Raw genomic sequence first — 25,634 nt, 5'->3', positions numbered from 1 at the left:
CTACAATAAAATCAACGATGGTATAACCAATGGAGGCAGAGTCACTTGAATATACGAAATCAATTAATTGCTTATAAAGCATACAACGAACAAGAGGAAAAAGATCGTGCAGTCATGATTCGATATATAGATACTTTTCCGGATACATTAACAAGAAATAACGAATTTGCTCATTTTACTGCATCTGCTTGGATAGTTAACCACGATCATAGTAAAGTTTTAATGGCATACCATAATATTTATAAATCTTGGGCTTGGCTAGGAGGGCATGCAGATGGAGATCCTGATCTTTTGCACGTTGCTCTTAAAGAAACAGGAGAAGAAACAGGATTGAAGAATATCAAACCACTCTCTGAACAAATCTATTCTCTTGAAATTCTAGGTGTAGATGGCCATGTGAAAAAGGGAAAGCACGTCGCAACACATGTTCACCTAAATGTAACATATCTTATCGAAGCAGACGAAAATGAAATAACAAAAATCAAACCCGATGAAAACAGTGCCATTCAATGGATGTCGTTGGATGAAGCAGTAGAAAAATCGAGCGAACCTTATATGAAAATTATTTACCAAAAATTAAATGACAAATTAAAAGTCTTCGCAGCTATATAACAGTAAAGAATCACCCATTTTCCAGACCAATCGATCAACCAAATCAATTGGTCTTTTTGTGCTTCTGAAGGAGATTATATAGCTGGAAATATCAGCGGTTTCAAGGACGTAAATTGTTGTTAGGCCATTGATGAGAAAATCCCTCAATATAAAAGACGTAAATTGCTAAAAGGGCGAATACAATTTGATTTGGAGCGAATAAACGGGTAGAGGGAGCGAATAAATCTGTGGAGAGAGCGAATAAACGGTCACGAAGAGCGAATAATTATAGTTGCTGGACCTGATACGCGGCCCAGATGCTTGGTCCAATCTAGTAATCTTGCCGCGAACAAATAAGAGTATTTACCGCTGCATAGAGCTACTCAAAAAGACGTAAATTGCTGAAAGGGCGAATACAATTTGATTTGGAGCGAATAAACGGGCAGAGAGAGCGAATAAACGGTCACGAAGAGCGAATAAAACAACAGAGAGAACGGATAAACGAAGCAAAATAGCGGATAAATAGGATCAGCTGAGTGGAAACATAAAATAGATTCTCGATTCAAATCATAGTTATAAGACTTCACAAAAATACCCCATCAGAATGTTTGATAAACTACACTCTGACGGGGTATTTGTTTATTTATTAGTCATCAACATTAGTATCGTTCACATAATTTTCTTGCTCCATTGATTCCCATGTACTGATAGGTAGGATGGATTCTTTTGGAATATCATTATATTCTATGTGCAACGTTGTTAATGTCTTGATTTTTGCAAGAGGGTTCATAGATGTTAGATAGTTAGCATTTAAATAAAGCGTTTTTAAATTCGGTAATGCTTCTAAACCATCAACTGAGAAAATACTATTATAGGATAAATATAAAGTTTCTAAGTTTTTATTTTCACTTAATGTTTGAATATCTTTGATCTTATTGTTAGTCAGATTTAATTCTTTTAAATTTTTTAAGCTAGCAAGTTCAGAAATACTTCTGATTCTATTGTTACTCAAATCGATATTTTCAAGATTGGTAGCATATTTGATTTCTTCATCGATGTAATCGATTTTATTGTCCCAAGCATTCAATTCTTTTAGATTTTTGAAATTGCCGATAACCAATATATCTTTTAAATTATTTCCAGCAACTTTTAACTCAGTTAAGTTTACTAGTTTTTCTAAAGAGTCGATAGAAGATATTTTATTAAAACTAATATCCAATTTCTTTAAATTTGTTAGGTTTGAGATAGGGAATAGACTATTGATGGCATTATTGGCAATAGACAATTCACTGATGTTTGTACAGAAAGCGAGTGGTTGGATGTTCACGTAATCCATCATGCCAAAATACTCTCTTTCATCCGTATCACCCTTCAAATCCAATGTACCTTTTAAATTTCTTAAATCAGCAACTTTAATATTTTGGGATAGATTTTTGCGGCCCATAAGGTCATTTAATGTATGAAGCAAATTTTTATCTTCAAAATAGACAATTGCTGTTTTTGCAACTTTACTTACATTTTTGGCAGATACCACTTTTCCGTATTTATATGTAATATTATCTTTTCTACCTGTGAATTTTGCACCTTTTTTATATTGATAACCATTATAAGAGCCTGTAAATTTCTTGCCACTTTTATATAGGTAACCTTTGTAAACGCCAGTATATTTCTTTCCGTTTTTATATAAGGTAGACTTAAAGACTTTGAACCCTTTCACTACTTTTCCAGTCTTAATAGAAATTAGCTTGCTATTTTTTACTTTATATATGCTTTTTGCAACTGCAGTTGTGGTATCCAATGTCGCCATAGCCGTAGCAGAACCCGCTGCGATTAATCCCGTCATCAGTGTAATACAAGTTGCTTTATAAAATTTATTTGCCAAACTTTTCAGCTCCTAATTGTTAATGTTTTTTGATTGTCAATAATATTTTATCACTTTTAAATAGCTTTCACTAATCAAGAAAAATACCGATTCTAATTTCTAATCATACTAAGAGAATTAAAAGAATATAGTATAAAAGCTAAGTAATAGTGGCAAATATAAAAAACATTAGTTGCCGTCCAAAATGAAAAACTTATATTTTGAGATTTTGTACTAGTAGAAATATCAGAATCCATAATGAAAGGGGAAGTACATGTCGGAATATCATCAACAATCATCCGTTGAAGTCATGGAGAAGCTGGATGTAACAGAAAAAGGATTAAATAATCAAGAAGTACAAATAAGACAAGAAGAATACGGTCCAAATGCGCTTGAGGAAGGAAAAAAGACAAGTACCATAGCAGTTTTCTTTGCACAGTTCAAAGATCTTTTAGTCATTATATTAATGATTGCGGCTATTATTTCTCTTCTTTTAGGAGAAGTCGAAAGTACGATTGTTATTATGATTGTTGTCATTTTAAATGCTGTTCTCGGTACAGTTCAGCATGTAAAGGCAGAACAGTCGTTAGATAATCTAAAAGCTTTGACATCACCAGTTGCGAAGGTTAAACGAAATAACAAAATTATGGAGATTCCTTCAGAAGAAATAGTTGTTGGCGATATTCTCTTATTAGAAGCGGGGGATTATGTTAGTGCAGATGGACGACTATTAGAATGTCACAATCTTCAAATAAACGAAAGCTCGTTAACTGGGGAATCACTAGCAGTTGAAAAAAATACTGATTTAATCAAGGATGATCAAGTAGCTACTGCAGATAAAAGTAATATGGTATTTACAGGAAGCTTTGTGACCAACGGGAGAGGCAAAGTCATTGTAACTGCTATTGGTATGGAAACAGAAATTGGGAAAATAGCCAATCTACTAGATACGGCAAAAGAGAAGAAAACGCCTTTACAAGTTAGCTTAGATCATTTTGGTGAAAATCTAGCTTTAGGAATCTCGATAATTTGCTTATTTATTTTCACGATTGATATGATAAGAGGCCGTGAAATAGTAGAATCCTTTATGTTTGCTGTTTCCCTTGCTGTTGCTGCAATACCGGAAGCATTAAGCTCAATAGTGACCATCGTGTTAGCTTTTGGAACCCAGAAAATGGCGAAAGAGAATGCGATTATTCGAAAGCTTTTTGCGGTTGAAAGTTTAGGAAGTGTATCGGTTATCTGTTCGGATAAGACAGGAACACTTACCCAAAACAAAATGGTTGTCCAACAAGTATTTGTCAATCAAAAAATCATTCCGCAAGATCAACTCAATACAGAACATGAAATGGAAAGAGATCTTCTACTGATGGCACAATTATGTAGTGATGCCATAACAGGTGAAAAGAAAGATATAGGTGACCCCACAGAAATCGCTCTTGTAAAATTAGGAAGGAATTATCAGCTCGATGAAGTAGCTGTTAGAGAAAAATATCCAAGATTAGCAGAGATTCCGTTTGATAGTGATCGGAAACTCATGAGTACATTAAATCGTGTCGATCAACAAAATGTCATGATTACAAAAGGTGCGCTAGACGTCATTTTATCTAGAATAGCTAAAGTCGAAACTTCAACAGGAATCAGTTTTCTAACAGAAGAATCTCGCAAAAAGATAGAGGAAGTAAACGAACAATTTTCAAAAAATGGCTTACGCGTATTAGCTATCACATACAAAAATACAAACAAACAATCAATCGATTTAAACGATGAAAATGACCTAATCTTTGTTGGCCTCATTGCCATGATGGATCCACCAAGAGAAGAGTCGAAAGAAGCTGTAGAAAGCTGTATTCAAGCGGGTATCAAGCCGGTAATGATTACAGGTGACCATAAAATAACAGCTACGGCTATTGCAAAACAAATAGGTATTTTAAAAGATTCATCAGAAGCGATAGAAGGGTATGAAATAGAAGATCTTACAGACGAACAACTTAAAGAAAAGGTGCAAGATGTGTCTGTATACGCCAGAGTGTCGCCAGAACATAAACTCAGAATTGTTAGAGCATGGCAAGATAATGGAAAAGTCGTAGCTATGACAGGTGACGGTGTTAACGACGCACCTGCATTAAAACAATCTGATATTGGGGTTGCCATGGGAATAACCGGAACAGAAGTAGCAAAAGATGCCTCATCAATGGTGTTAACAGATGATAATTTTTCTACCATTGTAAAATCGATTGCAAATGGAAGAAGTCTCTATGCGAATATAAAAAATGCCATCATGTTCTTATTATCTGGAAATGCTGGAGCTATTTTCGTCGTTTTATATGCTACTATTTTTGCATTGCCAGTTCCTTTTGCACCGGTACATCTTTTATTTATCAATCTATTGACAGATAGCTTGCCTGCTATTGCCATTGGATTAGAACCACATAACAAAAAAATCATGAAGGACAAGCCTAGAAATATTCATCAACCATTGCTCAATAAAAAATTTACGACTCAAATGATTCTAGAAGGTATATTAATCGCAATTTCTACTATTATAGCTTTCCAAATGGGGCTTTCAACCGGTGATAATGTAGTAGCCACTACGATGGCATTTGCAACATTATGCTTGTCCAGATTAATACACGGATTTAACTCAAGGTCCAAAGAATCTATCTTTTCGATTGGCGTATTCTCAAACAAATATACTTGGTATGCTTTTATAATAGGGACATTGAGTTTACATGCAGTATTATTCCTACCAGGACTTTCTAGTGTATTTGAAGTAGCAAAGTTAACTACCTATCAATTAGGATTTATCTATGTCCTTTCCTTTATGCCATTTTTGATAAATCAGTGGTTTAAGGTGCTGTATTTTAGAGGAAAATAATCTATAACATATACCATTTTTATGCGAGTATGAGAACGAGTAAATTCGTTCCCGTATTCGCTTTTTTCATATAAAGCTGTGGACATTTATTTTCCATAGGCGCGCTTCAATAGTTGAATCCAACTCCAACAACTAATTAGGCGTAACACTAATCTAAATGACATCATAACTATATAGGGATGAGAAGCTAAACACATAAGAATGGAAAGTTAACACCACGCCGATTCCTCTTAAGATGTTGTTACATAAGGAGTGGAAGATGTTCTTTCTGTGTGCTTCACTATATTATAGGAGGATGATGATGCCAAAACCAATTGAGTTTAAAGTTTTCTCAGAGGAAATACCGGAACCGATTCGTGCAGATGGGGCTGGTGCAACGGATCCCGGACCAAGAGATATACTGCGTGCATTGGAAAATCCTGATTTACTAGTGCCACCTAAAACGGATGCCGGGACAGTTCCTAATTTAGTGTTTTCATTTTCAGATACACATGACACTTAAGCACGGAGGATGGTCTAGACAGATTTCGAATAGAGAACTTCCTGTAGCTACTACACTTGCTGGCGTAAATATGAGATTAACTCCTGGCGGTGTTAGAGAACTACATTGGCATAAAGAAGTGGAATGGGGATTTGTTACAGTAGGTAAAGCAAGAATTACATCTGTTGATCAGAATGGTAAAAATTTTATAGCAGATGTAGGTGTTGGAGGAATATGGTATTTCCCTCCTGGGATTCCACACTCTATTCAAGGGTTGGAAGAGGGAACTGAATTTTTATTAGTATTTGATGCTGGAGACTTCTCGGATTTAGATACATTTACGATTTCAGATTGGTTTGCACATACACCAAAAGACGTTTTATCTGCTAATTTTGGTGCACCTTTAAGTGCTTTCGATTGTATTCCTAAGAAAGAAAAGTATATTTACCAAGGAAAAGTTCCTGGACCTATTGATAGTGTTGCGATTCCTGATCCATTCGGCACTAGGAATTTCACACATGATTTACTAGGTCAAGATCCCATTAAATCTCCAGGTGGTACTGTACGAATTGTGGATTCTACGAATTTTAAAGTATCGCACGAAATTTCAGCAGCATTAGTAGAAATCTTGCCAGGAAGTATGCGAGAATTACATTGGCATCCCAATAATGATGAGTTTCAATATATCCTTTCTGGTCAAGGAAGAATGACAGCGTATGCGGCTGATGGGACAGCTAGAACTTTTAATATCCGTGCTGGTGATGTGGGATATGTTCCATTTTGTTATGGTCACTATATCCAAAATACAGGAAAAGAAACTCTTTGGTATCTAGAAGTATTTAAAGCACCGAAATATGCCGATATTTCTCTTACTCAATGGATGGCACTTACTCCAAAACAAATTGTTAGCAGTAATTTAAATGTTGGGCCAGAACTGATGAATACATTACGAAAAGAAAAATGGCCAGTAGTAAGATTTCCGGGATACACCTACCAGGACTTCGAATAAATCATAAAAATAGCATCGCACAAAGATTATAAGTGCGGTGCTATTTTTAGATAATAATATACGTCTTATCTTTAAATCTGTTAATGCTTGTTTCGAACAACTGCCTCGTTGAACATCTTACCTTGTAAATATGTTAGTTTTTTTGCCATCTCTTCAGGAGAGTCCTTGAAATCTTGATTAATCCAATAGATAAAAAATCCAAGACTTCCATAAGTGGTGAAGTAGTTAAGTGCTGGAATCTCAATATCTGTTTTCTCTTCAAGTGTCAATTCGTTGGTTGAAATTTGGACTAAGCTTTCACAAAACTGATTTTGAGAACCTGACAATACTTCGCCCTTTAAGATTAGAGAGAAAACAAACTGATTTTGATAGATAAATTCAAATATTGGGAGATGACGTTGTTCATCATTTGATGAAAAACGCGTAACACTTTTAAAGCTCTTTCGAAAGTAATCTGTTAGGTCATTTAAATAATCATCAAAAATAGAAGCTAATAATTCTTGTAGGTCTTTATAATGCGAGTAAAATGTTACTCGATTGCAATGAGCGCATTGAGTTACTTCTGTAATAGAAATTTCTTTCAAATCTTTTTCTTTTAATAATTGTAGTAGTGCATTTTTTAAATTTTTTTGTGTCCTAGCTGCACGACGATCTTCGTTAGTTGTCATGGATTATCACCTGTTTTACTGCTTAAATTTGAACAAATATTGAATTTATTATGGCATCTTTCTTTTTGATTGACAATTATATTATTTATCTGCTAATTTACAACTGTAGTATAAAATAATCGATTAAAATATCGATGATCAACATTGGAGGAATACATCATGGCTCGTTTAGAAGGAAAAGTTGCTATTATTACAGGAGCTGCTCAAGGTATGGGTGCTTCACATGCTCGTAAATTTATCGAAGAAGGCGCAAAAGTTGTAATAACAGACTTGAACGAAGAAAAGGGACAAGCATTAGCTACTGAACTTGGTGAAAACGCTTTATTTGTTAAACAAAACGTAACAAGTGCAGAAGATTGGGCAACAGTAGTAGCTCAAGCAGAAAAGGCATTTGGAGCAGTAAATGTATTAGTTAATAATGCAGGTATTACAATGGCTAAATCGATTTTAGAAGTAACAGAAGAAGAGTATCGCCGCATTGTAGATATTAACCAAGTATCTGTTTTCTTAGGTATGAAAACAGTTATTCCTTCAATGCAAAAAGCTGGTGGTGGTTCAATCGTCAACATCTCATCTATGAATGGTATTGTTGCCGGTGCAATTGGATATACAGATACAAAATTTGCTGTACGCGGTATGACAAAAGCTGCTTCTATGGAATGCGCTCACTATGGAATCCGTGTAAACTCTGTACACCCAGGTGTCATTGCAACACCAATGGTTGTTCAAGAGGATACAAAAGCGGCTGTAGAAGAATTCTCAAAACATATTCCTCTTAAACGTGTAGCACAATCAGAAGAAGTTTCAAACTTAGTTCTTTACTTAGCATCTGATGAATCTAGCTACTCAACTGGTTCAGAATTCATCGTTGATGGCGGATTAACAGCAATGTAATGGTTCGTTTCGAAAGAGTACATTCCTTTGGGGTTGTACTCTTTTTATTTGCAATATTTTAGTAGTCATTTGCAATACTTAATTGCTCTTCTGATCAATTTATCCGCTCCTGATGCCATTTAATTCGCTCTTGGAAAGAAATAATCCGCTCCAAATAAAAAAGTATCCGCTCTTACAACAACTTAAGTCCTGCAAAAGCCCAGCAAACACAATCATCGCTGTGCTGATTGCCCTTCATACTAAAGAAAATACCCAATTAAAATAAAAAAATAATTTTTTCTGTTGACACTATACCTATAGGGGTATATTATTAGTCATGTAATACGAAGCCAGCGACATGAAGAAAGGAGTGTGTGAAATGACATATGATAGCAAGGTTGTAAATCGTATTAAACGAATGGAAGGCCAATTAAGAGGAATTCTACGTATGATTGACGAAGAAAAAGATTGCAAAGAAGTCGTTACACAACTTTCTGCTGTACGTTCTGGCGTAGATCGAACGATTGGCGTAATTGTAAGTGAAAATTTAGTTACATGCGTACAAAATTCGGAAGGTGATCCGGCTGTAGTGAATAACTCTATTCAAGAAGCAGTGAACCTTCTCGTAAAGAGTCGATGATAACGAAGTTTTTATTTTCATTTTTATATACCTATGCGGGTATATGTATTATAATGAAAACGAGAACTTAAGATAAAGTTAGGGGAGGGAACATGATGGAAGTAGCTGTGATTATTATCTTGGTAATAGCATTTATCGCATGGCGAATGATGCCAACGAAAGGTGTTAAATCCATTTCTACAGAGCAGTTAAAATCGATACTTAATGATAAAGATAAAGTTTTTATCGATGTTCGCACACCTGGCGAGTATAAAGGACGAAATATTCGCCAGTTTAAGAATATACCACTTGGATCTGACCTTTCGAAATTACCGAATAATAAGGAAATTGTAGTAATTTGCCAAAGTGGAATGCGCAGTAGTCAAGCATGTAAACAATTGAAAAAATTAGGCTATGAAAAAATAACGAATGTCCGTGGTGGCATGAGTGCATGGAGAGGGTAAATAACATGAAAGAAATATCTGTTCAAGAAGTACAAAAACGCTTAGAAAACGGCGAAGCATTAAACTTCATTGATGTTAGAGAAGTAGCAGAAGTAAAAGCTGGCCATATTCCAGGAATCGTCAATATTCCATTAGGATTATTGGAAGCAAAACTACCAGATTTAGATAAACACAAACCATATATCATGGTATGTCGTTCAGGTGGTAGAAGTGGTCAAGCAACAGCATTCCTAGACTCTCTAGGATATGATGTAACCAATATGGTTGGCGGAATGTTATCTTGGGAAGGTAATGTTGAATAATTTTATGAAATATTTTATACCCTACAAGGTATAAGGAGGAATATTAACTTTGGTTAAAGCAGATGTACAATTAGATGCTAAAGGATTGTCATGCCCAATGCCAATCGTCAAAACAAAAAAAGCGATGAGTAATTTGGTAGATGGACAAATTTTAGAAATTCAATCAACAGATAAAGGCTCAAAAGCAGATTTACCTGCATGGTCAGAATCTGTTGGTCACCAATATATTGGTGTAACAGAAGAAGATGGCGTGTTATTTCACTATATCCGAAAATGTTCAAATGATACAGTAGTTGAAAAAACATACGAGCCAACGATCTCCATTGAACAAATTGAAGAACGCGCAAAAAATGGCGGTCTTATTTTAGATGTTCGTGAAGAAGCTGAATATGCATTTGGTCATATAAATGGTGCAAAATCAATTCCAATGGGCGATTTAGATGAACATTTGGATGAATTAGATAAAGACCAAGAAATCTATGTCGTTTGCCGAACAGGAAAACGTAGTGATTTAGCAGCTCAAAAACTAGCCAAAGCTGGATTTACAAAAGTATATAATGTCTTACCAGGTATGACAAACTGGCAAGGCGATTTAACAAAAACAATATAATTTAGGGGGAACTTAAATGTCAAACAAAGTAGCAATTATCGCAAGTAACGGTGGTCTTTTCGACGCATACAAAGTATTCAATATCGCAACTGCAGCAGCAGCTTCAGATAAAGAAGTAGAGATTTTCTTCACTTTTGAAGGACTTAATCTTATCCACAAACAAGCAATGCAAGCATTATCAATGCCTGAAGGAAAAGAATTTATGGCAGAAGGATTTGCAAAAGCAAATGTACCAAGTATTCCAGAATTAGTGGAAATGGCTCAAGAACTAGGTGTTAAATTTATCGCTTGTCAAATGACTATGGATATCATGGGACTTACTAAAGAAGACTTCATCGATGGAATTGATGTTGGTGGCGCAGTAACATTCCTTGAATATGCAAAAGATGCTTCACCTACATTAACTTTTTAATTTTGACAATACTAATGGGAGAGCAAATAAGCTCTCCCAATTAAAAAGATGAAAATATACCTACGGGGGTAATTTGAATGACTATAGAAAAATGGCCAGCAAGCAAAATAGCTCGCAAAGTAATTGAAAATCAAAAATTATTTATATTAGATGTACGTAATCATGATGCTTTTGAAGACTGGAAAATTGAAGGTCATCAATTTGAATATTTGAACATTCCTTATTTTGAATTACTAGACGGCATTGAAGAAATCTTACCGAAGATTCCTACTGATCAAGACGTTTTAGTTGTATGTGCAAAAGAAGGTTCTTCAAAAATGGTAGCAGAAATGCTTTCTGATGCAGGCCGTGATGTTGCATATCTAGAAGGCGGTATGAAATCTTGGAGTATGCATTTAGAACCAATTAAAGTTGGAGATTTAACTGATGGTGGTGAAATCTATCAATTCGTTCGTCTTGGAAAAGGCTGCTTATCTTATATGGTGATTTCTGGAGACGAAGCTGCAGTTATTGATGCAGTACGTTTCAAAGATGTATTCCTTGAATTTGCAAAAGAAAAAAATGTAACAATCAAACATGTCTTTGATACACATTTACATGCAGATCATATTTCTGGTGGACGTCAAATTGCTGCTGCAACAGGTGCAAGCTATTATCTTTCACCAAAAGATGCAGAAGAAGCAGTATTTGAATATACAGCACTTGAAGATGGCCTAACTGTACAAGTGGGAACATCAAAAATAGAAGTAGGCGCACTTTATTCACCAGGTCATACAATTGGCTCAACATCATTTGTGATCGATAACAAATATTTACTAACAGGTGATATCTTATTTATCGATTCAATTGGTCGTCCTGACTTAGCTGGACTTGCAGAGGATTGGGTAGGCGATCTTCGCGAAACTTTGTATCGTCGTTACAGAGAATTAGCAGAAGATTTAATCGTGTTACCAGCTCACTTTATGATTATTGATGAATTAAACGAAGATGGTACAGTAGCTAAACGCTTAGGTGACCTATTCGCAGAAAATCATGGTCTAAATATTAAAGATGAAGCTGAATTCCGTTCAGTTGTAACAGAAAATCTACCACCACAACCAAATGCATATCAACAAATTCGTCAAGTGAATATGGGTAAAATAACACCTGACCAAGATGAACAAACAGAAATGGAAATCGGTCCAAACCGTTGTGCAGTTCGATAAAACTGCAGTAATAATTTGTGAAAAGATTGACGAGGAGAATAATAATGAATTCAAATAAAGTAGTAGATGCAAAAGGATTATCATGTCCTATGCCGATCGTACGTACTAAAAAAGCTATGGATACACTAAATACAGGTGAAGTCCTAGAAGTAAATGTAACAGATAAAGGTGCACTAGCAGATTTTCCAGCTTGGGCAAAAGCAGGTGGTCACACTGTTTTAGAACATACTGAAAATGATGGTGTCATCACGTTCTTTATTCAAAAAGGTTAATAAAGGAGGCGAGTTTTCAATTGAGAACTCGCCACTTTTTACAGAAAGAAGGAAATGAAGTGGATATTATGTATATCCTAGTTTTATTTGCAATTGGTCTAACTGGTTCATTTGTTTCGGGGATGTTAGGAATTGGTGGAGCCATCGTAAAATATCCACTCTTATTATATGTTCCACCACTATTTGGTTTTACGGCTTTTACAGCACATGAAGTGTCTGGCATTAGCGCTTTAGATGTATTTTTTGTATCGATTGCTGGTGTTCTTGCTTTTAAAAATGGTGGCTACTTAAATAAGAAACTTATTGCCATTATGGGGACGGCGGTTTTATTTGGTACATTAATCGGTAGCTTTGGGTCCGATCATTTATCTGAAGCAACAGTTAATATAGTGTATGGTGTACTTGCGCTTCTTGCGGCGATTATGATGCTCATTCCGAAGAAACAAATCGATGATATCCCACTTGATCAAGTAAAATTTAATGCGCCATTTGCAGCGATTTTAGCATTTTTTGTTGGAATCGGGTCAGGAATAGTTGGAGCCGGTGGTGGCTTCTTGTTAATACCAATCATGCTTCTCATTTTACGTATTCCAACAAGAATGACAATTGCATCTAGTTTAGCTGTAACATTTATCTCATCGATTGCAGGTTCTTTCGGAAAAATTGTAACTGGACAAATCGATTATCTCCCAGCAGTTATTGTCATTATTGCTGGACTAATCGCAGCTCCGATTGGTGCAAAAGTGAGTAAGAAAATGAATACTAAACTGTTGCAACTCTTTTTAGCTGTTCTAATCTTAGTTACAGCTATTAAAATTTGGGCGGATATATTATAGATAGAATGACAAGCTGAGAGTCAAAGAAAAAAGATATTCAAAAAATAATCCTGTTTTAGTGGACAAATGAAAGAAAATTATATATAATTAATACAATAGTTAATTGAACTAATCGGAAACAAAGCATTCACCTTCAAAAATGATTGTGTTTGTAACGATCATTTTAAAAGGTGATTTTTTTATCTCTATTAGAAAATGAATTAATTAAATTTATTATTGGAGGTCATTTAAATGACACAAGGTACAGTAAAATGGTTTAACTCAGAAAAAGGTTTCGGCTTTATCGCTGTTGAAGGCGGAGACGATGTATTCGTACACTTCTCAGCAATCCAAGGCGAAGGCTTCAAAACATTAGAAGAAGGTCAAAAAGTTGAATTCGGTATCGAAGAAGGCAACCGTGGACCACAAGCTACTAATGTAACTAAACTTTAATCTTTAGTAGATTAATATTACATTAAATATAAAAGGCATCCTTTATAGGGTGCCTTTTTTTCGTGCGCGGGAAATTTACGACATTATTGCTGCGTGTTCACGATTAAAGTGAATAGTTCTGGATTAGTATCTAATTTGGATAATTGTTTTTGAATATAATAAGTAATACCAGGAGGATGTAGTTTGAGTAGAGGATATGCAAACCATGCTCGATCAGTGTGCTTATTAAGTCCTTGCATTAGCAGTACTTACATCTTCGTCTAAAAAGTCAGAGGTGAATAATAATCATGATCAATATTCATGGAATCGTCAAGGCTCCTTTGAATGAGATTGATCAAATCATCCAAAATGCGATTCATCTGAACGTTATGCCAGGTGTTGTTGTTTCAATCGCTACAAAAGGAATAACTTTGAAAGAGCAAGCCTATGGATATGCCTACAGATATTTGGATGATCAGTTTACAGAAGCAGAAAATCCAATATATATGAGGAAGGATACCATTTTTGATATTGCATCAATCACCAAAATCTTCACATCTATTGCAGTTATGCAATTATTTGAAGAAGGTACATTATCGATAGAAGACGCTGTTGTAACGTATATCCCTGAGTTTGCAGAAAATAATAAAGAGAAAATTACAATTCGTCAACTACTGACACATACGTCTGGATTTGAATCTGGAATCCCACTATATAAAATGGGGAAAACAAGAGAAGAACGAATAGCAATCGTTTTAAAGCATGGTCTTGTCAATCTTCCAGGTACAAATTATAAGTATAGTGATTTAAATATGATTACATTAGGCGTTCTTGTTGAGAGACTAACAGGACAAAGATTAGATGAATATATAAAGCAAAATATAACAGAGCCATTAGGTATGAAGGACACAATGTTTAATCCACCAGCTTCTTTAAAATATAGAATTGCAGCTACAGAATATCAACCTTGGACTGGCAGAAATCTAGTATGGGGACAAGTTCATGATGAAAATGCATGGTCTATGGATGGAGTTGCGGGCCATGCAGGTTTGTTTTCTACAGCGCATGATTTAACAATCTTAGGACAGATATTTTTAAACAAAGGTAAATATGGTCAAACACAAATATTAAAGCCATCTACAATTGCCTTAATGGAACAAAATATGATTCAAGCAATACCGGATACTGAGCATGGACTTGGATTTGAATTGAACCAAGGCTGGTATATGGATGCACTAAGTAATGTAAATACAATGGGGCATACAGGCTTTACTGGAACGTCTTTAGTAATTAGCCCTAAAAACAACACTATCGTCATTTTACTTACCAATCGCGTACATCCAACGCGTCAAACAACTTCGATCAATCAAACAAGGAGACTTGTAGCAAGAAAGGCAGCTGATGCTATTCCTGTCGCTATTCCAGGACATCAAAAAGCGTGGTTTGCCGGATTTGGAGACAACAAAAAATCAATCCTACAAGCGAAAGTAAACATACAAAAACCTTCCATTCTTATATTTCAAACTTGGTATCAAATACAAAAAAATAAGGATTTCGGCAAAATTGAAAGTTCTCAAGACGGCATTCTTTGGCAAGAGCTCGACACATTTACAGGTATTAGTAATCGATGGCAAAAACAATCGACATCTTTACCAATAGGAACGAGATTTATCCGTTTTCAATATTCTACAGACGACTCTGTCAATGGCAGAGGATGGTATGTTTTACAACCAAAAGTAAAAACAGGTAACAAAGAAATCCTGCCACAGTTTACTAGTAATGATTGGATACAAAGAGATTGGTGATAGAAGTAGGAGTGGGTTTAAAATAGCTCACTTCTATTTTTTATTTTGATTGAAAAATTTTTTGGATTAATGAAACATAATAAGACTAGTGCTTCTCTGATTTTTTTACTGAAAAACCCTCATGTATATAAATCGTTACATAGGAAAAACTGAAGTAGATAATAAAGAAGGGAGTGTTACTATTTGAAGGATGGTAAGTTACCACATCAACAGTTAACAACAAAAGATAATGGATTGACATCGATGCAAGAAGTCACTTATCGAAAAGAATTCAAACGAGCAGATAGTGCAACAGAACAAAACAAAAAATTAAAAAAGTAAAATACAAATAAAAGGATCTTGAATGTGCTTTCAAGATCCTTTTTTGAATTAGATTTTCTATTTCATGTTTATAACCTACCAATTTTATACGAGAAATGATGAATTTCTTAAATATTGCTACATGAACGCAATCTTCATATTAAAATAAGCAATAGCAACTAGAGAGAAGGATTTTTATGTGGATTGTTACAGCAGTTTTGACGATGCTCTGTTTTGGCATCAATAATCTAATTTTTAAAGCAATATCAGGAAAAATGATGTCGAAAGTACATATGCAGTTTTTCTTCTACCTGATCGCATTTTTGTTAATGGTAGGGTATGGAAGTATTAAAGGATTTGCTCCTTTTAATCTATTAACAATAGTACTTGGAGCAGTAATCGGTATATTAAATGCGAACGGGAATATTCAAATGACAAAGGCTTTTGAAAATGGACCTGCAAGTTTAACATCACCCATTATTAGTACATATACAGTCATTCCAATTTTAAGTGCTGCACTAATTTTCCATGAACATATTTCACTTATTCAATGGATTGGTATTATTGTGATGCTTGGATCAGCAGCAGTCATTCAATATAGTCCAGGTAGCACCACAGGCAACATCAACTATATGCCTTGGATGTATCGAATTTTACTTTCAATATTATGCTTTGGTGTTCTAGGTATATTAATGAAAACTTCATCACACTTACAAATCGATTCGATTAATACGCTATTTTGTATGTACGGTGGTGGAGCTGTCTATTTAATCATCCAAAGCTTGGTGACAAAGGAAAAATGGCGTCGCTCTGAAGTGAAAATTGGAGCAGTGATTGGCTGTTTCAGTGTAGTAGGATATAGCAGTTACTTTTTCTCATTAGATACTGGTATCGCAAGTATTGTATTCCCAATCGTCAGTCTAAGTTGTTTAGTTGTCGTATTAGGAAGTGTTTTACTGTATAAAGAAAAAATGAAACTCTATCAAATTATCGGTGTTTTAACGGCAATTGGTGGAATTGTTCTGACAAAGATTTAGTGACTATAAAGGTGCTATCCTTATTTGAGAATAAGGAGCACCTTTTTTTTTTTTTTAATAGCCCTCTTAAATTACAGAATTTTTAAATTACTATATAATTATGTGATGAATATAAAAGAGAGGGTGAATATAAATGTTAAATCGTGTGATAGATCAATTTAGATTAAACGTACTGTCAATTGACAATGTTGAAGATTCTCATAGTTCAACTGTCTATAAATGTAATTTGTTAAATGGTGAAACGGTCTATATCAAAATTCCTTATACAAAATTGAAGTTTCAGCGGGAGTTAGAAGCATATCAAATTTTAGAAGGGAACGTTGCCATTCCGAAAATGCTTGATTATTGGGATGGTGATGAGGATTGTATAGGAGCATTTTTATTATCAAGATTACAAGGAACACCGTTAACAACTCATGTCTCTACAGGATTAGCCTTTCAAGTTGGTGTCCTTCATGCAACAATACATAACGTTAACCCAAATGGTCAAAAAATAGAATGGATACAAAATGAATTTTCTAGTTGGTCGAAATTCGTAGAGCGCCAATTTTATAGTTTCGCAGAGGATGTAAAGAAAGTACTGGATGAAAGTTTATACAATCAGGTTATCCAAAAATTTGAGAATATGAAGAAACAGTTAGCACCACCTGATGGACCTAGTTTTATACATATGGATTTTCGTCCAGCAAATATTATTGTTGATGGAGATCAAGTTTCAGGCGTAATCGATTTTGAAAGTGTACGATTTGGTTCAACAGAAATAGATTTCACCAAGATAAATCGAGACTTTTTACGCTTTGACCAAACATTATACAATGCATATAAAGAAGGCTATAACAGTATTCGACCATTGATCAATTTAGAAGAAACATTGCCTTTTTATCAGTTTACAGATGTATTTAATAGTATTGGTTGGTGTAAACGCCGAGGAATAAATGAGCATAGATTGTTTTTGGAAGAAAATTTAACAATTTTAAAACGTTTGTGTCTATAAAAGATAAACAGCTTGATTGAATTTTATGGAAATCAAGCTGTATTTTTATTATGGAGTGGTTTAAAAGGTACATATAGATATAGTGTTAGGACTTAAATTTATTTTTTCGCGGAACAAAAGTAGAATATCGCGGGAGAGTAGTAAAAAATCGCGGGAGATTAATAGAAAACCGCGGGAGAACAGCCCAAAACCGCGGGAAAGCACCAAATATAAAGGAAGACTAAAAAATGTATCACCTTAATAGCTGTGAACTGATATGGATATGTAAAGAATTAATGCAAATACTTATTTAAAAAGTTTTTGTTTATAATGAAGCACCTACTGATGCAAGATTTTCTAAACCATACCTAAACCATCATTACTAAGGTTTTTCCTTTATACTGTTAATAAGAATATGTAACAAGCGAGGAGAAAATATGCAAGAACATCAAAGTTATATGTCGCTACCATCTTCCTTTTATAAAGTTGTACCATTAAATCCAGTGAAGAATCCGTCTTTTTTAGTAGTAAATGAAAGATTGGCAGAAGAACTGGGGATTGATATCAGTATTTTAAAGAGTGAGCGAGCATTGCAAATTTTTGCGGGGAATGAGATGCCGGAATCTGCAGCGCAAATTGCACAAAGCTATGCGGGGCATCAATTTGGACAATTTACGATGCTTGGTGATGGACGGGCTATCTTAATCGGCGAAGAAGAAACAAAGTTAGGATTGAGAGATTTTCAATTAAAAGGATCAGGAAGAACGCCTTATTCACGTGGCGGCGATGGACGCGCTGCAGTAGGGCCGATGTTAAGAGAGTATATCATTAGTGAAGCTCTACATGGACTTCATATTCCAACGACGAGAAGTTTAGCTGTTGTTAAAACAGGAGAACCAGTATATCGTGAGCGAGTGTTAGATGGTGCCATTTTAACAAGAGTAGCATCTAGTCATTTACGTGTAGGTACATTCCAATTTGCACGTCATTTTTGTGATCAAGAAGATTTAAAAGAGCTCGCCGATTATGCGATTCAACGCCATGATTCTATACTTGCATCTCACGATAATCCATATGCTGATTTTTTCAGTAATGTACTTTATCGACAAGCGAAGTTGATAGCTAGTTGGCAGCAAATTGGTTTTATCCATGGAGTTATGAATACTGATAATATGACCATCAGTGGTGAAGCAATCGATTTTGGACCTTGTGCATTTATGGATACCTTTGACCCAGCGACTGTTTTTAGCTCCATTGATACAACGGGACGCTATGCATACGAAAACCAACCAAAAATCGGTAGCTGGAATTTGGCACGTTTAGCGGAAACCTTATTACCACTTGTGCATGATGATGAGGAGCAAGCTTTAACTATTATGCAAGAAAAACTTGATGAATATCCAAAAGTATTTCAGCATTATTGGCTTGAAGGTATGCGTAAAAAATTAGGTTTACAAGTAGCAATGGAAGAAGATGCCTCATTAATAGATGAACTATTAACAATGATGTATCAACAACAAGCTGATTTTACGAATACATTCCGTAGCCTAAGTACGGATGAAGCACAAGACATTTTCGAAACAGAAGATTTTAAAACGTGGCAAAAGAAATGGTATCTTCGCTTACAAAAAGAAAATACATCATTAGAAATGGCAAAGTATTCGATGCGTAATATTAACCCAGCGATTATTGCAAGAAATCATTATGTAGAAGAAGCACTCAAATTTGCAGAGCAGGGTGATCTTTCATATGTAGAAACATTAGTCGATGCTTTACGTTCACCCTTTACAGTAAAAAAAGAACATCAACATTTACAAAACCCTCCAAAAGAAAACGGACCGTTTATTACGTATTGTGGTACTTAAGAACTGTTCAGTTTGAATCTGAGAAAAATACGAAAAACCAGACTCTGGCCTTCAAGCTAAAGTCTGGTTTTTCTATTCTTGATATTAAGGTGATTCAGTAAGTGATGTTTCCTCCTTGATAGCTCTCTTCTATAGTTTCTTTTTTCATACGCTGTTTTTTCGACTTCCTAAAGTAAAGCAGTTCATATACACATGGAATTACAATAAGGGTAAGTAGGGTAGCCATAGCTAACCCGCCGATTACTACAATTGCGAGGCTTTGTGAGACTAAACTTCCTGCTTCAGCTTTCTTCAATAACAGTGGAAGCATCGCACAAATGGTTGCCACTGCGGTCATAAAGATAGGTCGCATCCTTGTAGCTGTTGCTTCGATTAGTGCATCACGAATAATCATCGTGCGTTCATTTTGTCTGACACGGTCTAATAGTACAATGGCATTGGTCACTAAGATGCCTATCAGCATTAATGCACCTAAAAGAGCAGTTATATCAACTGGTATTCTGCTGATTAAAATACCTAAAATGGCACCAATTGCAGCAAGTGGGAGAGAGCACAGAATGGCAATTGGAGTTTTAATCGATTTAAATGTAATAATCATGATCAAAAATACAATGCCAATTGATGCTAGCATAATAAGAAATAAATCGGCAAAATCACTTGCTTGATCACTACTAGCTCCACCGACTAGAACTTTTATATTCTCGGGGATGTCTATACCTTTTTTTTCATTATTATCACCGGAAATCACTATATTAATATCTTTTGCTATATTAGATAGTTTTGCAGGATCTACTGTTGCTGTAACGCGAAGGTATGGTTTTCCGTCTTTATGGAATTGAGTCGTTGAAAGTTCTTCGCTTTGTAATGTCGCGATGGAAGACACTGGTACTTGACCTGCACTTGTGAGAACTTTTATATTTTTTAAATCTTTATCTGTTTTAGTGTCTAGGAAAGGTTCTAGAAAGACTGTTTTTTGTTTGTCGTTTACATTAATCGTGCCAATTGGTGTTTTATTTAATAGGACACCTAACTGTTGAGCAATTTGTTCAGTGTTTCCTTTTGCAGGATCCACAGTAAAGGAATAAACGGTTTTCTTTTGTTCTTGATTTGTGATTACTTTATCGACACCCTTGACATTTTGTACTTTTTCTTTAATATTGGTAGCTACATTTTCAAGCTCTTCTAAATTATCACCAACAACATCAATAGTAATATTTGTACTCGCTCCACCCATCATAAAGGAGGATGCCGTAACTTCTAAAGTGGCATCTGGATATTGTTCTTTTTCCTTTTCTAACTCTTTGACTATTAGGTCTGTATCCTTTTTATTGTCCAACAGAATACTATAGAATGCTTGTGACGAAGATCCTACTACACCATATTGTGCATCTTCTGCAGATGAGCCAACCTGTGTAAAAACTTGGTTGACCTTATCCATTTTTTGAATAGAAGATTCAAGTTCAATAGACTTTTCTTTTACTGTTTCAAATGGCGTGTCATCTGGATAAGTTAGTGTTGCTGTAACGTAATCTGCAGAAGAATTATCAACTGCACCTTTTGGAATGATAAAGTAAGCGCCAATTGAACCGATAAAACAGAACAATGAGATTGAGAAGATTATCCATTTGTGGTTTAGGGACCAATTCACGATTTTTGGAAAACGAACAGCTGGTTTATGTTTCGGTAGTTTTGTATTTTTTAATAATCCGGCACTCATTAATGGGACAACTGTCAATGCTACGAGCAAAGAAGCGAGCAAGGAATAGGTAACTGTTAACGCGAAAGGTAAAAGGAATGCTTGTAAGCCTCCACTCAATAGACTCATAGGTAGAAAAACAGCTACAGTTGTTAAGGTAGAAGCAGTAATGGCAACGCCTACTTGCTTTGTTGCATCGATTACCATACGGATCGAGAATTTCTCTGTTTGCATTTTACGGAAAATATTCTCAATCACAACAATACTATCATCCACTAATCGCCCAACTGCAACAGCGACACCACCTAGCGTTAGAATATTCAATGTAACGCCAGACCTTGATAGTAGGAAGAGGGTAAGGCAAAGTGACAATGGAATCGATACAATCGTGATAAAAGTAGTTCGGATATTGCGTAAAAAGAGCATAATGACAATGGTTGCAAACAGTGCCCCTATGAGTACTTCTTTAATCATCGTATGAACGGAGTTTTGTACCAAATCAGCTGAGGAAACATAAATCACAGATTCCTGCTGATCAAATTCTTTATTGATTTCTTTGGTTACTTCTTCAACTTCTTTACTTATTGCCACTGCATTGGATTGACTGTCTTTTGTAATGTTAATATTTAAACTGTCTTTTCCATTAAAGCGACTGATGAAATTTGTATCTGTAGATTCTTTAATAGTTGCGATATCGGCAAGTGTAACATTAGGTGCTACAGTTAACTCTTTAAGTTTTGCAATACTTGATACGTCACCTATAACTTTGATATTACTTGTTTTACCATCAATATTCTTTTCACCAACAGCTACTGCCGTATTTTGTCCTTGAAGAATCCCCATAACTGATTGAAGTGTAATTTGGTTTTGACCCATTTTTTTCTCATCTAAATGGACTGAAATACTGGAATTCGTAATCCCGTATACATCTACACTAGAAACCCCTTTAATCTCTTGATAGCGTGATTGAAGTTCCTCTCGTGCAAACTCTTTGTTTTGATCCGTCAAACCATCTTTAAAGGTGACAGCAATGTTAACAATTGGAATCATTGAAGTATTCAGTTGAGAGATGATTGGTTTTGAGATATTAGTAGGTAAAGTCACATTACTAATTGCCTCTTCTACATCTTGTTTCGCTTGTTTCATATCATAATCTGATTCGAAGTTTAAATCTATTTTTGAAAATCCATCTCCAGTCGTTGAATAGACGGATGTTTTTCCATTTAACCCTTTTACTGCCCGTTCAATGGGAATGGTAACTTCAGATTCCATTGTTTTAGAATCCGTTCCTTGCCCCATCGAAATGATGGTAACTTGCGGATTATCCGCAGATGGTAAAAATTCCATAGGTAGCCTAAAATAACTGACAGCACCGAGTACTAATATGAGAACTGTCAAAAAGGCAATGGCAGGCTTGTTACCAAAAGCCCATTTAGTAATATTCGACATAATAAACCTCCTCTTAAAAACAGATTAAACACAAATTAAAATATACGATGAATGTAGAGCGAAATATCACACTTTTTCGAAAAAATACATACTTTTTAATGATGCACCATAACATTGCCCCCTTTTTCCATGTCCTCTTTAGTAATTGTAAGAAATATTAAAAAAATCCATATTGGCCCTGACGTGTATTTTTTCTAAGACCTGGGACTTAGATGCACAAGAGAGATAAAAATAGTGGGGGATGATTGGAGATTAAATAATTCTTTATATATACAAACCCTCTAACGATAAATAGTTATTATTTACTTGTATTAATGAAAAATATTGAATATAATAGGACATTTTATTGATGTTAATTAGAATATATGGTATATTTTCAAATGGTTCAATTTTAGTCTTTTTGTAATATAGGAAAATGATTTTTTAGGAATGAATAACCATTTATGATAATTATTTTATTACTTGAGGTTGCTAATTGGATTCACATTAGTTGAAGGAGATGTAAGGACTTACTATGAAATTTTTCAAAAAGCTGTCACTAAAAAACAAAATTTTATTAACAGTTTCTATAATTGTCATTGCACTTTTCGCAGTCATTACAACGCAAAGTATTACACAATTACAAAGTCAGATGAAGACTAGTCTTAAACAAGAATTAAAAGGTGTAGGATTATTAACTTCTATGAATTTAAGTCCTAAAGAAGTGTCTGATTTACTAAACATAAGTGGAGGAAACGATCAGAGATTTCTTAATGTACAACAAAAGCTAGATAACATTAAAGATAAGCAAGGTGTTATGTATTGGAGTTACATTTGGAAAATGGAACCGAATGGAGTTACCACTCTCGGTTTTACAAAAAATTTAAATGAAGTTTATAAAGCAGGAGAATTATTTACGGACCTTGCGCCAATACATGTAAAAACTGCAAAACTTGCTATTAAGAATGATCGACCAGAAGTAACAGATATTTTCAAAGATTCATATGGTTCATGGCGAACTGTCTTCACGCCTTTAAAAGACGAAAGCGGAAAGACTGTAGCAGTATTAGGAATCGATTATTCAGCGGATTATATTAATAAGATTATTATGAAAAGCATTATTAAGGAAATTGTTTTAGCTATTGTAGGTCTATTAATATTACTTGTCATTCTTTACTTTACAATCGACCGTTTACTTAAACCACTAAACAATGCAGTTGTCGTTGCAAACCGAGTGGCAAATGGAGATTTAACTCATGTAGATTTAAAAGTCTCAAATGATGAGGTAGGAAAACTTTCACAATCTATTCAAACAATGGTGAAAAATTTACAACATATCATCTCAAATATAAAAAATACATCGAATAACGTAGCTTCTTCAGCAAGTCAATTAACAACAAATGCAAATGAAACTTACGACCAAGTTACACATGTTTCGAAAGAGATGGAAGTAATCGCACAAAATGCTGAAACTGCTTTGGTTATGACAGAAGAAACAGCTCTTGCTATGGGAGAATCAGCAGAAAGTATACAAAAAATTGCAGAATCAGCTTATACAGTTTCTGAAACATCGCAACTTACTACCGATGCAGCGAAACAAGGAAATGAAGTGATTCAGCAAATTATAAATCAAATGAATTTAATAAGTGAATCTGTAAAACAGATGGATGAAACAATTCGAGGACTAAATGACAACTCAAGTAAAATTAGTGGTATTGTCAATTTCATCACCGATATAGCAGATCAAACCAATCTATTAGCACTAAATGCAGCTATCGAAGCAGCAAGAGCTGGTGAACATGGGAAAGGATTTGCCGTTGTTGCAGGTGAAGTCAAGAAATTGGCCGAACAATCATCTCATTTTGCTTCAGAAATATTCAAGATTATTAATGAAATTCAATCTGAATCAGATGCTTCCATAACAGTTATGGAAAAAGGTAAAGAGAATGTTAAAACTGGATTAGAATATACAACTCAAGCAGGTTCGATTTTTAAAGAAATATTGAATTCTACTGAAGATGTAGCTCAACAAATTCAAGAAATTTCAGCAGCATCACAACAAATTTCAGCGGCATCTGAAGAAGTGGCAGCATCTCTTAACAATATGAAGACAACTTCACAACAATCTGCAGAGTTTTCACTAAATGTTTCAAGTTCAACAGAAGAGCAATTAGTTGCAATGCAAGAAGTAAAAGATGCTTCCAATACTTTAGGTCATACAGCGGAAGAATTGCAAGCACTTATTACGAAATTTGAATTAGAGGATGACAAATAATGGATTTAAAACTAACAGGAAAGAATGTACTCATCACAGGTTCTAGTATGGGGATTGGTAAAGCCATCGCATTAGCATTTGCTGAACAAGGTGCCAATGTTTTGATCAATTATGTAGGCAATGATCAAATTGCAGAAACGACGCGTTTAGAGGCAGAAAAATTCGAAGTAAAAGCATTTAAATACAATGCGGATGTATCTGATTCAAAGCAAGTAAGTGAAATGTTTCAGTACATGGACAAGCATTTAGGAGACATTGATATCCTAGTTAACAATGCAGGAATTGCGCAAAATGCTCCTATAACAGAAATGACAGATGAACAGTGGGACAAAATGATAAAGGTTCATCTCTATGGAAACTTTTATAATTGTCGAGAAGCTGCAAAAAGAATGTTAAAGAGAAACAAAGGTAAAATCGTCAACATTTCTTCTGACCTAGGAAGTTTAGGATGTGAAGAATATGCACATTACTCCGCTGCTAAAGGTGGTATTAATGCATTTACCAAATCATTAGCAAGAGAGCTGGCTCCACATATTAATGTTAATGCAGTTGCACCGGGCGCTACATTTACTGATATTTTAGCAGAATTCGGTGACAACTATGTTGAGGAAGAGTCAGCAAAATATCCTTTAAAAAGATTAGCCCAACCAGAAGAAATTGCTAAAAGTGTCTTGTTTTTAGCATCATCATGTGCTGATTTTTATACAGGACAAATTTTAGGCCCTAATGGTGGGGGCGTTATGAATGGATAATGTTGTAGTTA

Annotated in this window: 22 protein-coding genes and 1 pseudogene; 20 read left to right on the top strand and 3 right to left on the bottom strand. The window is 34.9% G+C overall.

What is annotated here, in order from left to right:
* The first annotated feature begins 45 nt into the window (after nucleotides 1-45).
* Nucleotides 46-612, top strand: a complete 567-nt coding sequence (locus Q0977_RS08575; protein ID WP_119415419.1) for an NUDIX hydrolase — start codon at nucleotides 46-48, stop codon at nucleotides 610-612.
* 625 nt (nucleotides 613-1,237) lie between these two features.
* Here the strand turns inward: Q0977_RS08575 and Q0977_RS08570 are convergent.
* A complete protein-coding gene (locus tag Q0977_RS08570; RefSeq protein WP_119415420.1) occupies nucleotides 1,238-2,473 on the bottom strand; it encodes a leucine-rich repeat domain-containing protein in 1,236 nt (411 codons plus the stop codon).
* A 253-nt stretch (nucleotides 2,474-2,726) separates the two neighbouring features.
* Between Q0977_RS08570 and Q0977_RS08565 the strand changes: the two genes are divergently transcribed.
* Both Q0977_RS08565 and Q0977_RS08560 read left to right on the top strand, forming a co-directional pair.
* Nucleotides 2,727-5,330, top strand: coding sequence for a cation-translocating P-type ATPase (locus Q0977_RS08565; RefSeq protein WP_119415421.1), 2,604 nt, complete (start codon nucleotides 2,727-2,729; stop codon nucleotides 5,328-5,330).
* Nucleotides 5,331-5,631: 301 nt separating this feature from the next.
* Nucleotides 5,632-6,820, top strand: a pseudogene (locus Q0977_RS08560) (cupin domain-containing protein).
* Between the two features lie 80 nt (nucleotides 6,821-6,900).
* Here the strand turns inward: Q0977_RS08560 and Q0977_RS08555 are convergent.
* Complete coding sequence (locus tag Q0977_RS08555; protein ID WP_299512592.1) at nucleotides 6,901-7,488, bottom strand: TetR/AcrR family transcriptional regulator; 588 nt, start codon at nucleotides 7,486-7,488, stop codon at nucleotides 6,901-6,903.
* Between the two features lie 159 nt (nucleotides 7,489-7,647).
* Between Q0977_RS08555 and Q0977_RS08550 the strand changes: the two genes are divergently transcribed.
* The 15 genes from Q0977_RS08550 (at nucleotide 7,648) to Q0977_RS08480 (ending at nucleotide 19,472) form a co-directional block, all read left to right on the top strand.
* Complete coding sequence (locus Q0977_RS08550) at nucleotides 7,648-8,382, top strand: glucose 1-dehydrogenase (RefSeq protein WP_299512590.1); 735 nt, start codon at nucleotides 7,648-7,650, stop codon at nucleotides 8,380-8,382.
* 358 nt (nucleotides 8,383-8,740) lie between these two features.
* Nucleotides 8,741-9,001, top strand: a complete 261-nt coding sequence (locus Q0977_RS08545; protein WP_119415424.1) for a metal-sensitive transcriptional regulator — start codon at nucleotides 8,741-8,743, stop codon at nucleotides 8,999-9,001.
* A gap of 95 nt (nucleotides 9,002-9,096) precedes the next feature.
* Nucleotides 9,097-9,444 (top strand): rhodanese-like domain-containing protein, encoded by a 348-nt coding sequence (locus Q0977_RS08540; protein ID WP_119415425.1) that lies wholly within the window; start codon nucleotides 9,097-9,099, stop codon nucleotides 9,442-9,444.
* A gap of 5 nt (nucleotides 9,445-9,449) precedes the next feature.
* Entirely contained in the window at nucleotides 9,450-9,746 is a 297-nt protein-coding gene (locus tag Q0977_RS08535) for a rhodanese-like domain-containing protein (RefSeq protein ID WP_299512586.1), read from the top strand.
* Nucleotides 9,747-9,795: 49 nt separating this feature from the next.
* Complete coding sequence (locus Q0977_RS08530) at nucleotides 9,796-10,356, top strand: sulfurtransferase TusA family protein (protein ID WP_119415427.1); 561 nt, start codon at nucleotides 9,796-9,798, stop codon at nucleotides 10,354-10,356.
* Nucleotides 10,357-10,372: 16 nt separating this feature from the next.
* Nucleotides 10,373-10,768, top strand: a complete 396-nt coding sequence (locus tag Q0977_RS08525) for a DsrE/DsrF/DrsH-like family protein (RefSeq protein WP_119415428.1) — start codon at nucleotides 10,373-10,375, stop codon at nucleotides 10,766-10,768.
* A gap of 77 nt (nucleotides 10,769-10,845) precedes the next feature.
* Nucleotides 10,846-11,973, top strand: coding sequence for an MBL fold metallo-hydrolase (locus tag Q0977_RS08520; RefSeq protein ID WP_299512582.1), 1,128 nt, complete (start codon nucleotides 10,846-10,848; stop codon nucleotides 11,971-11,973).
* A gap of 44 nt (nucleotides 11,974-12,017) precedes the next feature.
* Nucleotides 12,018-12,245: a sulfurtransferase TusA family protein gene (locus tag Q0977_RS08515; RefSeq protein ID WP_119415430.1), complete on the top strand. Its 228-nt coding sequence runs from the start codon at nucleotides 12,018-12,020 to the stop codon at nucleotides 12,243-12,245.
* A 68-nt stretch (nucleotides 12,246-12,313) separates the two neighbouring features.
* Entirely contained in the window at nucleotides 12,314-13,081 is a 768-nt protein-coding gene (locus tag Q0977_RS08510; RefSeq protein WP_299512754.1) for a sulfite exporter TauE/SafE family protein, read from the top strand.
* Between the two features lie 231 nt (nucleotides 13,082-13,312).
* The gene (locus Q0977_RS08505) at nucleotides 13,313-13,513 is read left to right on the top strand and encodes a cold-shock protein (RefSeq protein WP_119415431.1); all 201 of its coding nucleotides are present in this window, start codon (nucleotides 13,313-13,315) and stop codon (nucleotides 13,511-13,513) included.
* Nucleotides 13,514-13,800: 287 nt separating this feature from the next.
* Nucleotides 13,801-15,297: a serine hydrolase gene (locus Q0977_RS08500; protein ID WP_299512579.1), complete on the top strand. Its 1,497-nt coding sequence runs from the start codon at nucleotides 13,801-13,803 to the stop codon at nucleotides 15,295-15,297.
* Nucleotides 15,298-15,480: 183 nt separating this feature from the next.
* On the top strand, nucleotides 15,481-15,618 hold the full coding sequence (locus Q0977_RS08495; protein WP_119415433.1) for a YfhE family protein: 138 nt from the start codon (nucleotides 15,481-15,483) through the stop codon (nucleotides 15,616-15,618).
* A 176-nt stretch (nucleotides 15,619-15,794) separates the two neighbouring features.
* Nucleotides 15,795-16,634, top strand: a complete 840-nt coding sequence (locus Q0977_RS08490; RefSeq protein ID WP_299512575.1) for a DMT family transporter — start codon at nucleotides 15,795-15,797, stop codon at nucleotides 16,632-16,634.
* 133 nt (nucleotides 16,635-16,767) lie between these two features.
* Nucleotides 16,768-17,628 (top strand): aminoglycoside phosphotransferase family protein, encoded by an 861-nt coding sequence (locus Q0977_RS08485; protein WP_299512573.1) that lies wholly within the window; start codon nucleotides 16,768-16,770, stop codon nucleotides 17,626-17,628.
* A gap of 416 nt (nucleotides 17,629-18,044) precedes the next feature.
* On the top strand, nucleotides 18,045-19,472 hold the full coding sequence (locus tag Q0977_RS08480) for a YdiU family protein (protein WP_299512570.1): 1,428 nt from the start codon (nucleotides 18,045-18,047) through the stop codon (nucleotides 19,470-19,472).
* Nucleotides 19,473-19,566: 94 nt separating this feature from the next.
* Here the strand turns inward: Q0977_RS08480 and Q0977_RS08475 are convergent, their stop codons facing one another.
* Nucleotides 19,567-22,617: an efflux RND transporter permease subunit gene (locus Q0977_RS08475; RefSeq protein WP_299512567.1), complete on the bottom strand. Its 3,051-nt coding sequence runs from the start codon at nucleotides 22,615-22,617 to the stop codon at nucleotides 19,567-19,569.
* 514 nt (nucleotides 22,618-23,131) lie between these two features.
* Here Q0977_RS08475 and Q0977_RS08470 point away from each other — a divergent pair.
* Nucleotides 23,132-24,871: a methyl-accepting chemotaxis protein gene (locus Q0977_RS08470; protein WP_299512564.1), complete on the top strand. Its 1,740-nt coding sequence runs from the start codon at nucleotides 23,132-23,134 to the stop codon at nucleotides 24,869-24,871.
* A complete protein-coding gene (locus Q0977_RS08465; protein ID WP_119415440.1) occupies nucleotides 24,871-25,623 on the top strand; it encodes an SDR family NAD(P)-dependent oxidoreductase in 753 nt (250 codons plus the stop codon). The genes Q0977_RS08470 and Q0977_RS08465 overlap by 1 nt, the downstream gene beginning before the upstream one ends.
* The last annotated feature ends 11 nt before the right edge of the window (nucleotides 25,624-25,634 follow it).

This window comes from uncultured Rummeliibacillus sp., from assembly GCF_934216135.1.
Taxonomy (GTDB): domain Bacteria; phylum Bacillota; class Bacilli; order Bacillales_A; family Planococcaceae; genus Rummeliibacillus.
The sequence above is the reverse complement of the archived record's forward strand: the minus strand, read 5'-3'. Positions and strand labels throughout refer to the sequence as shown.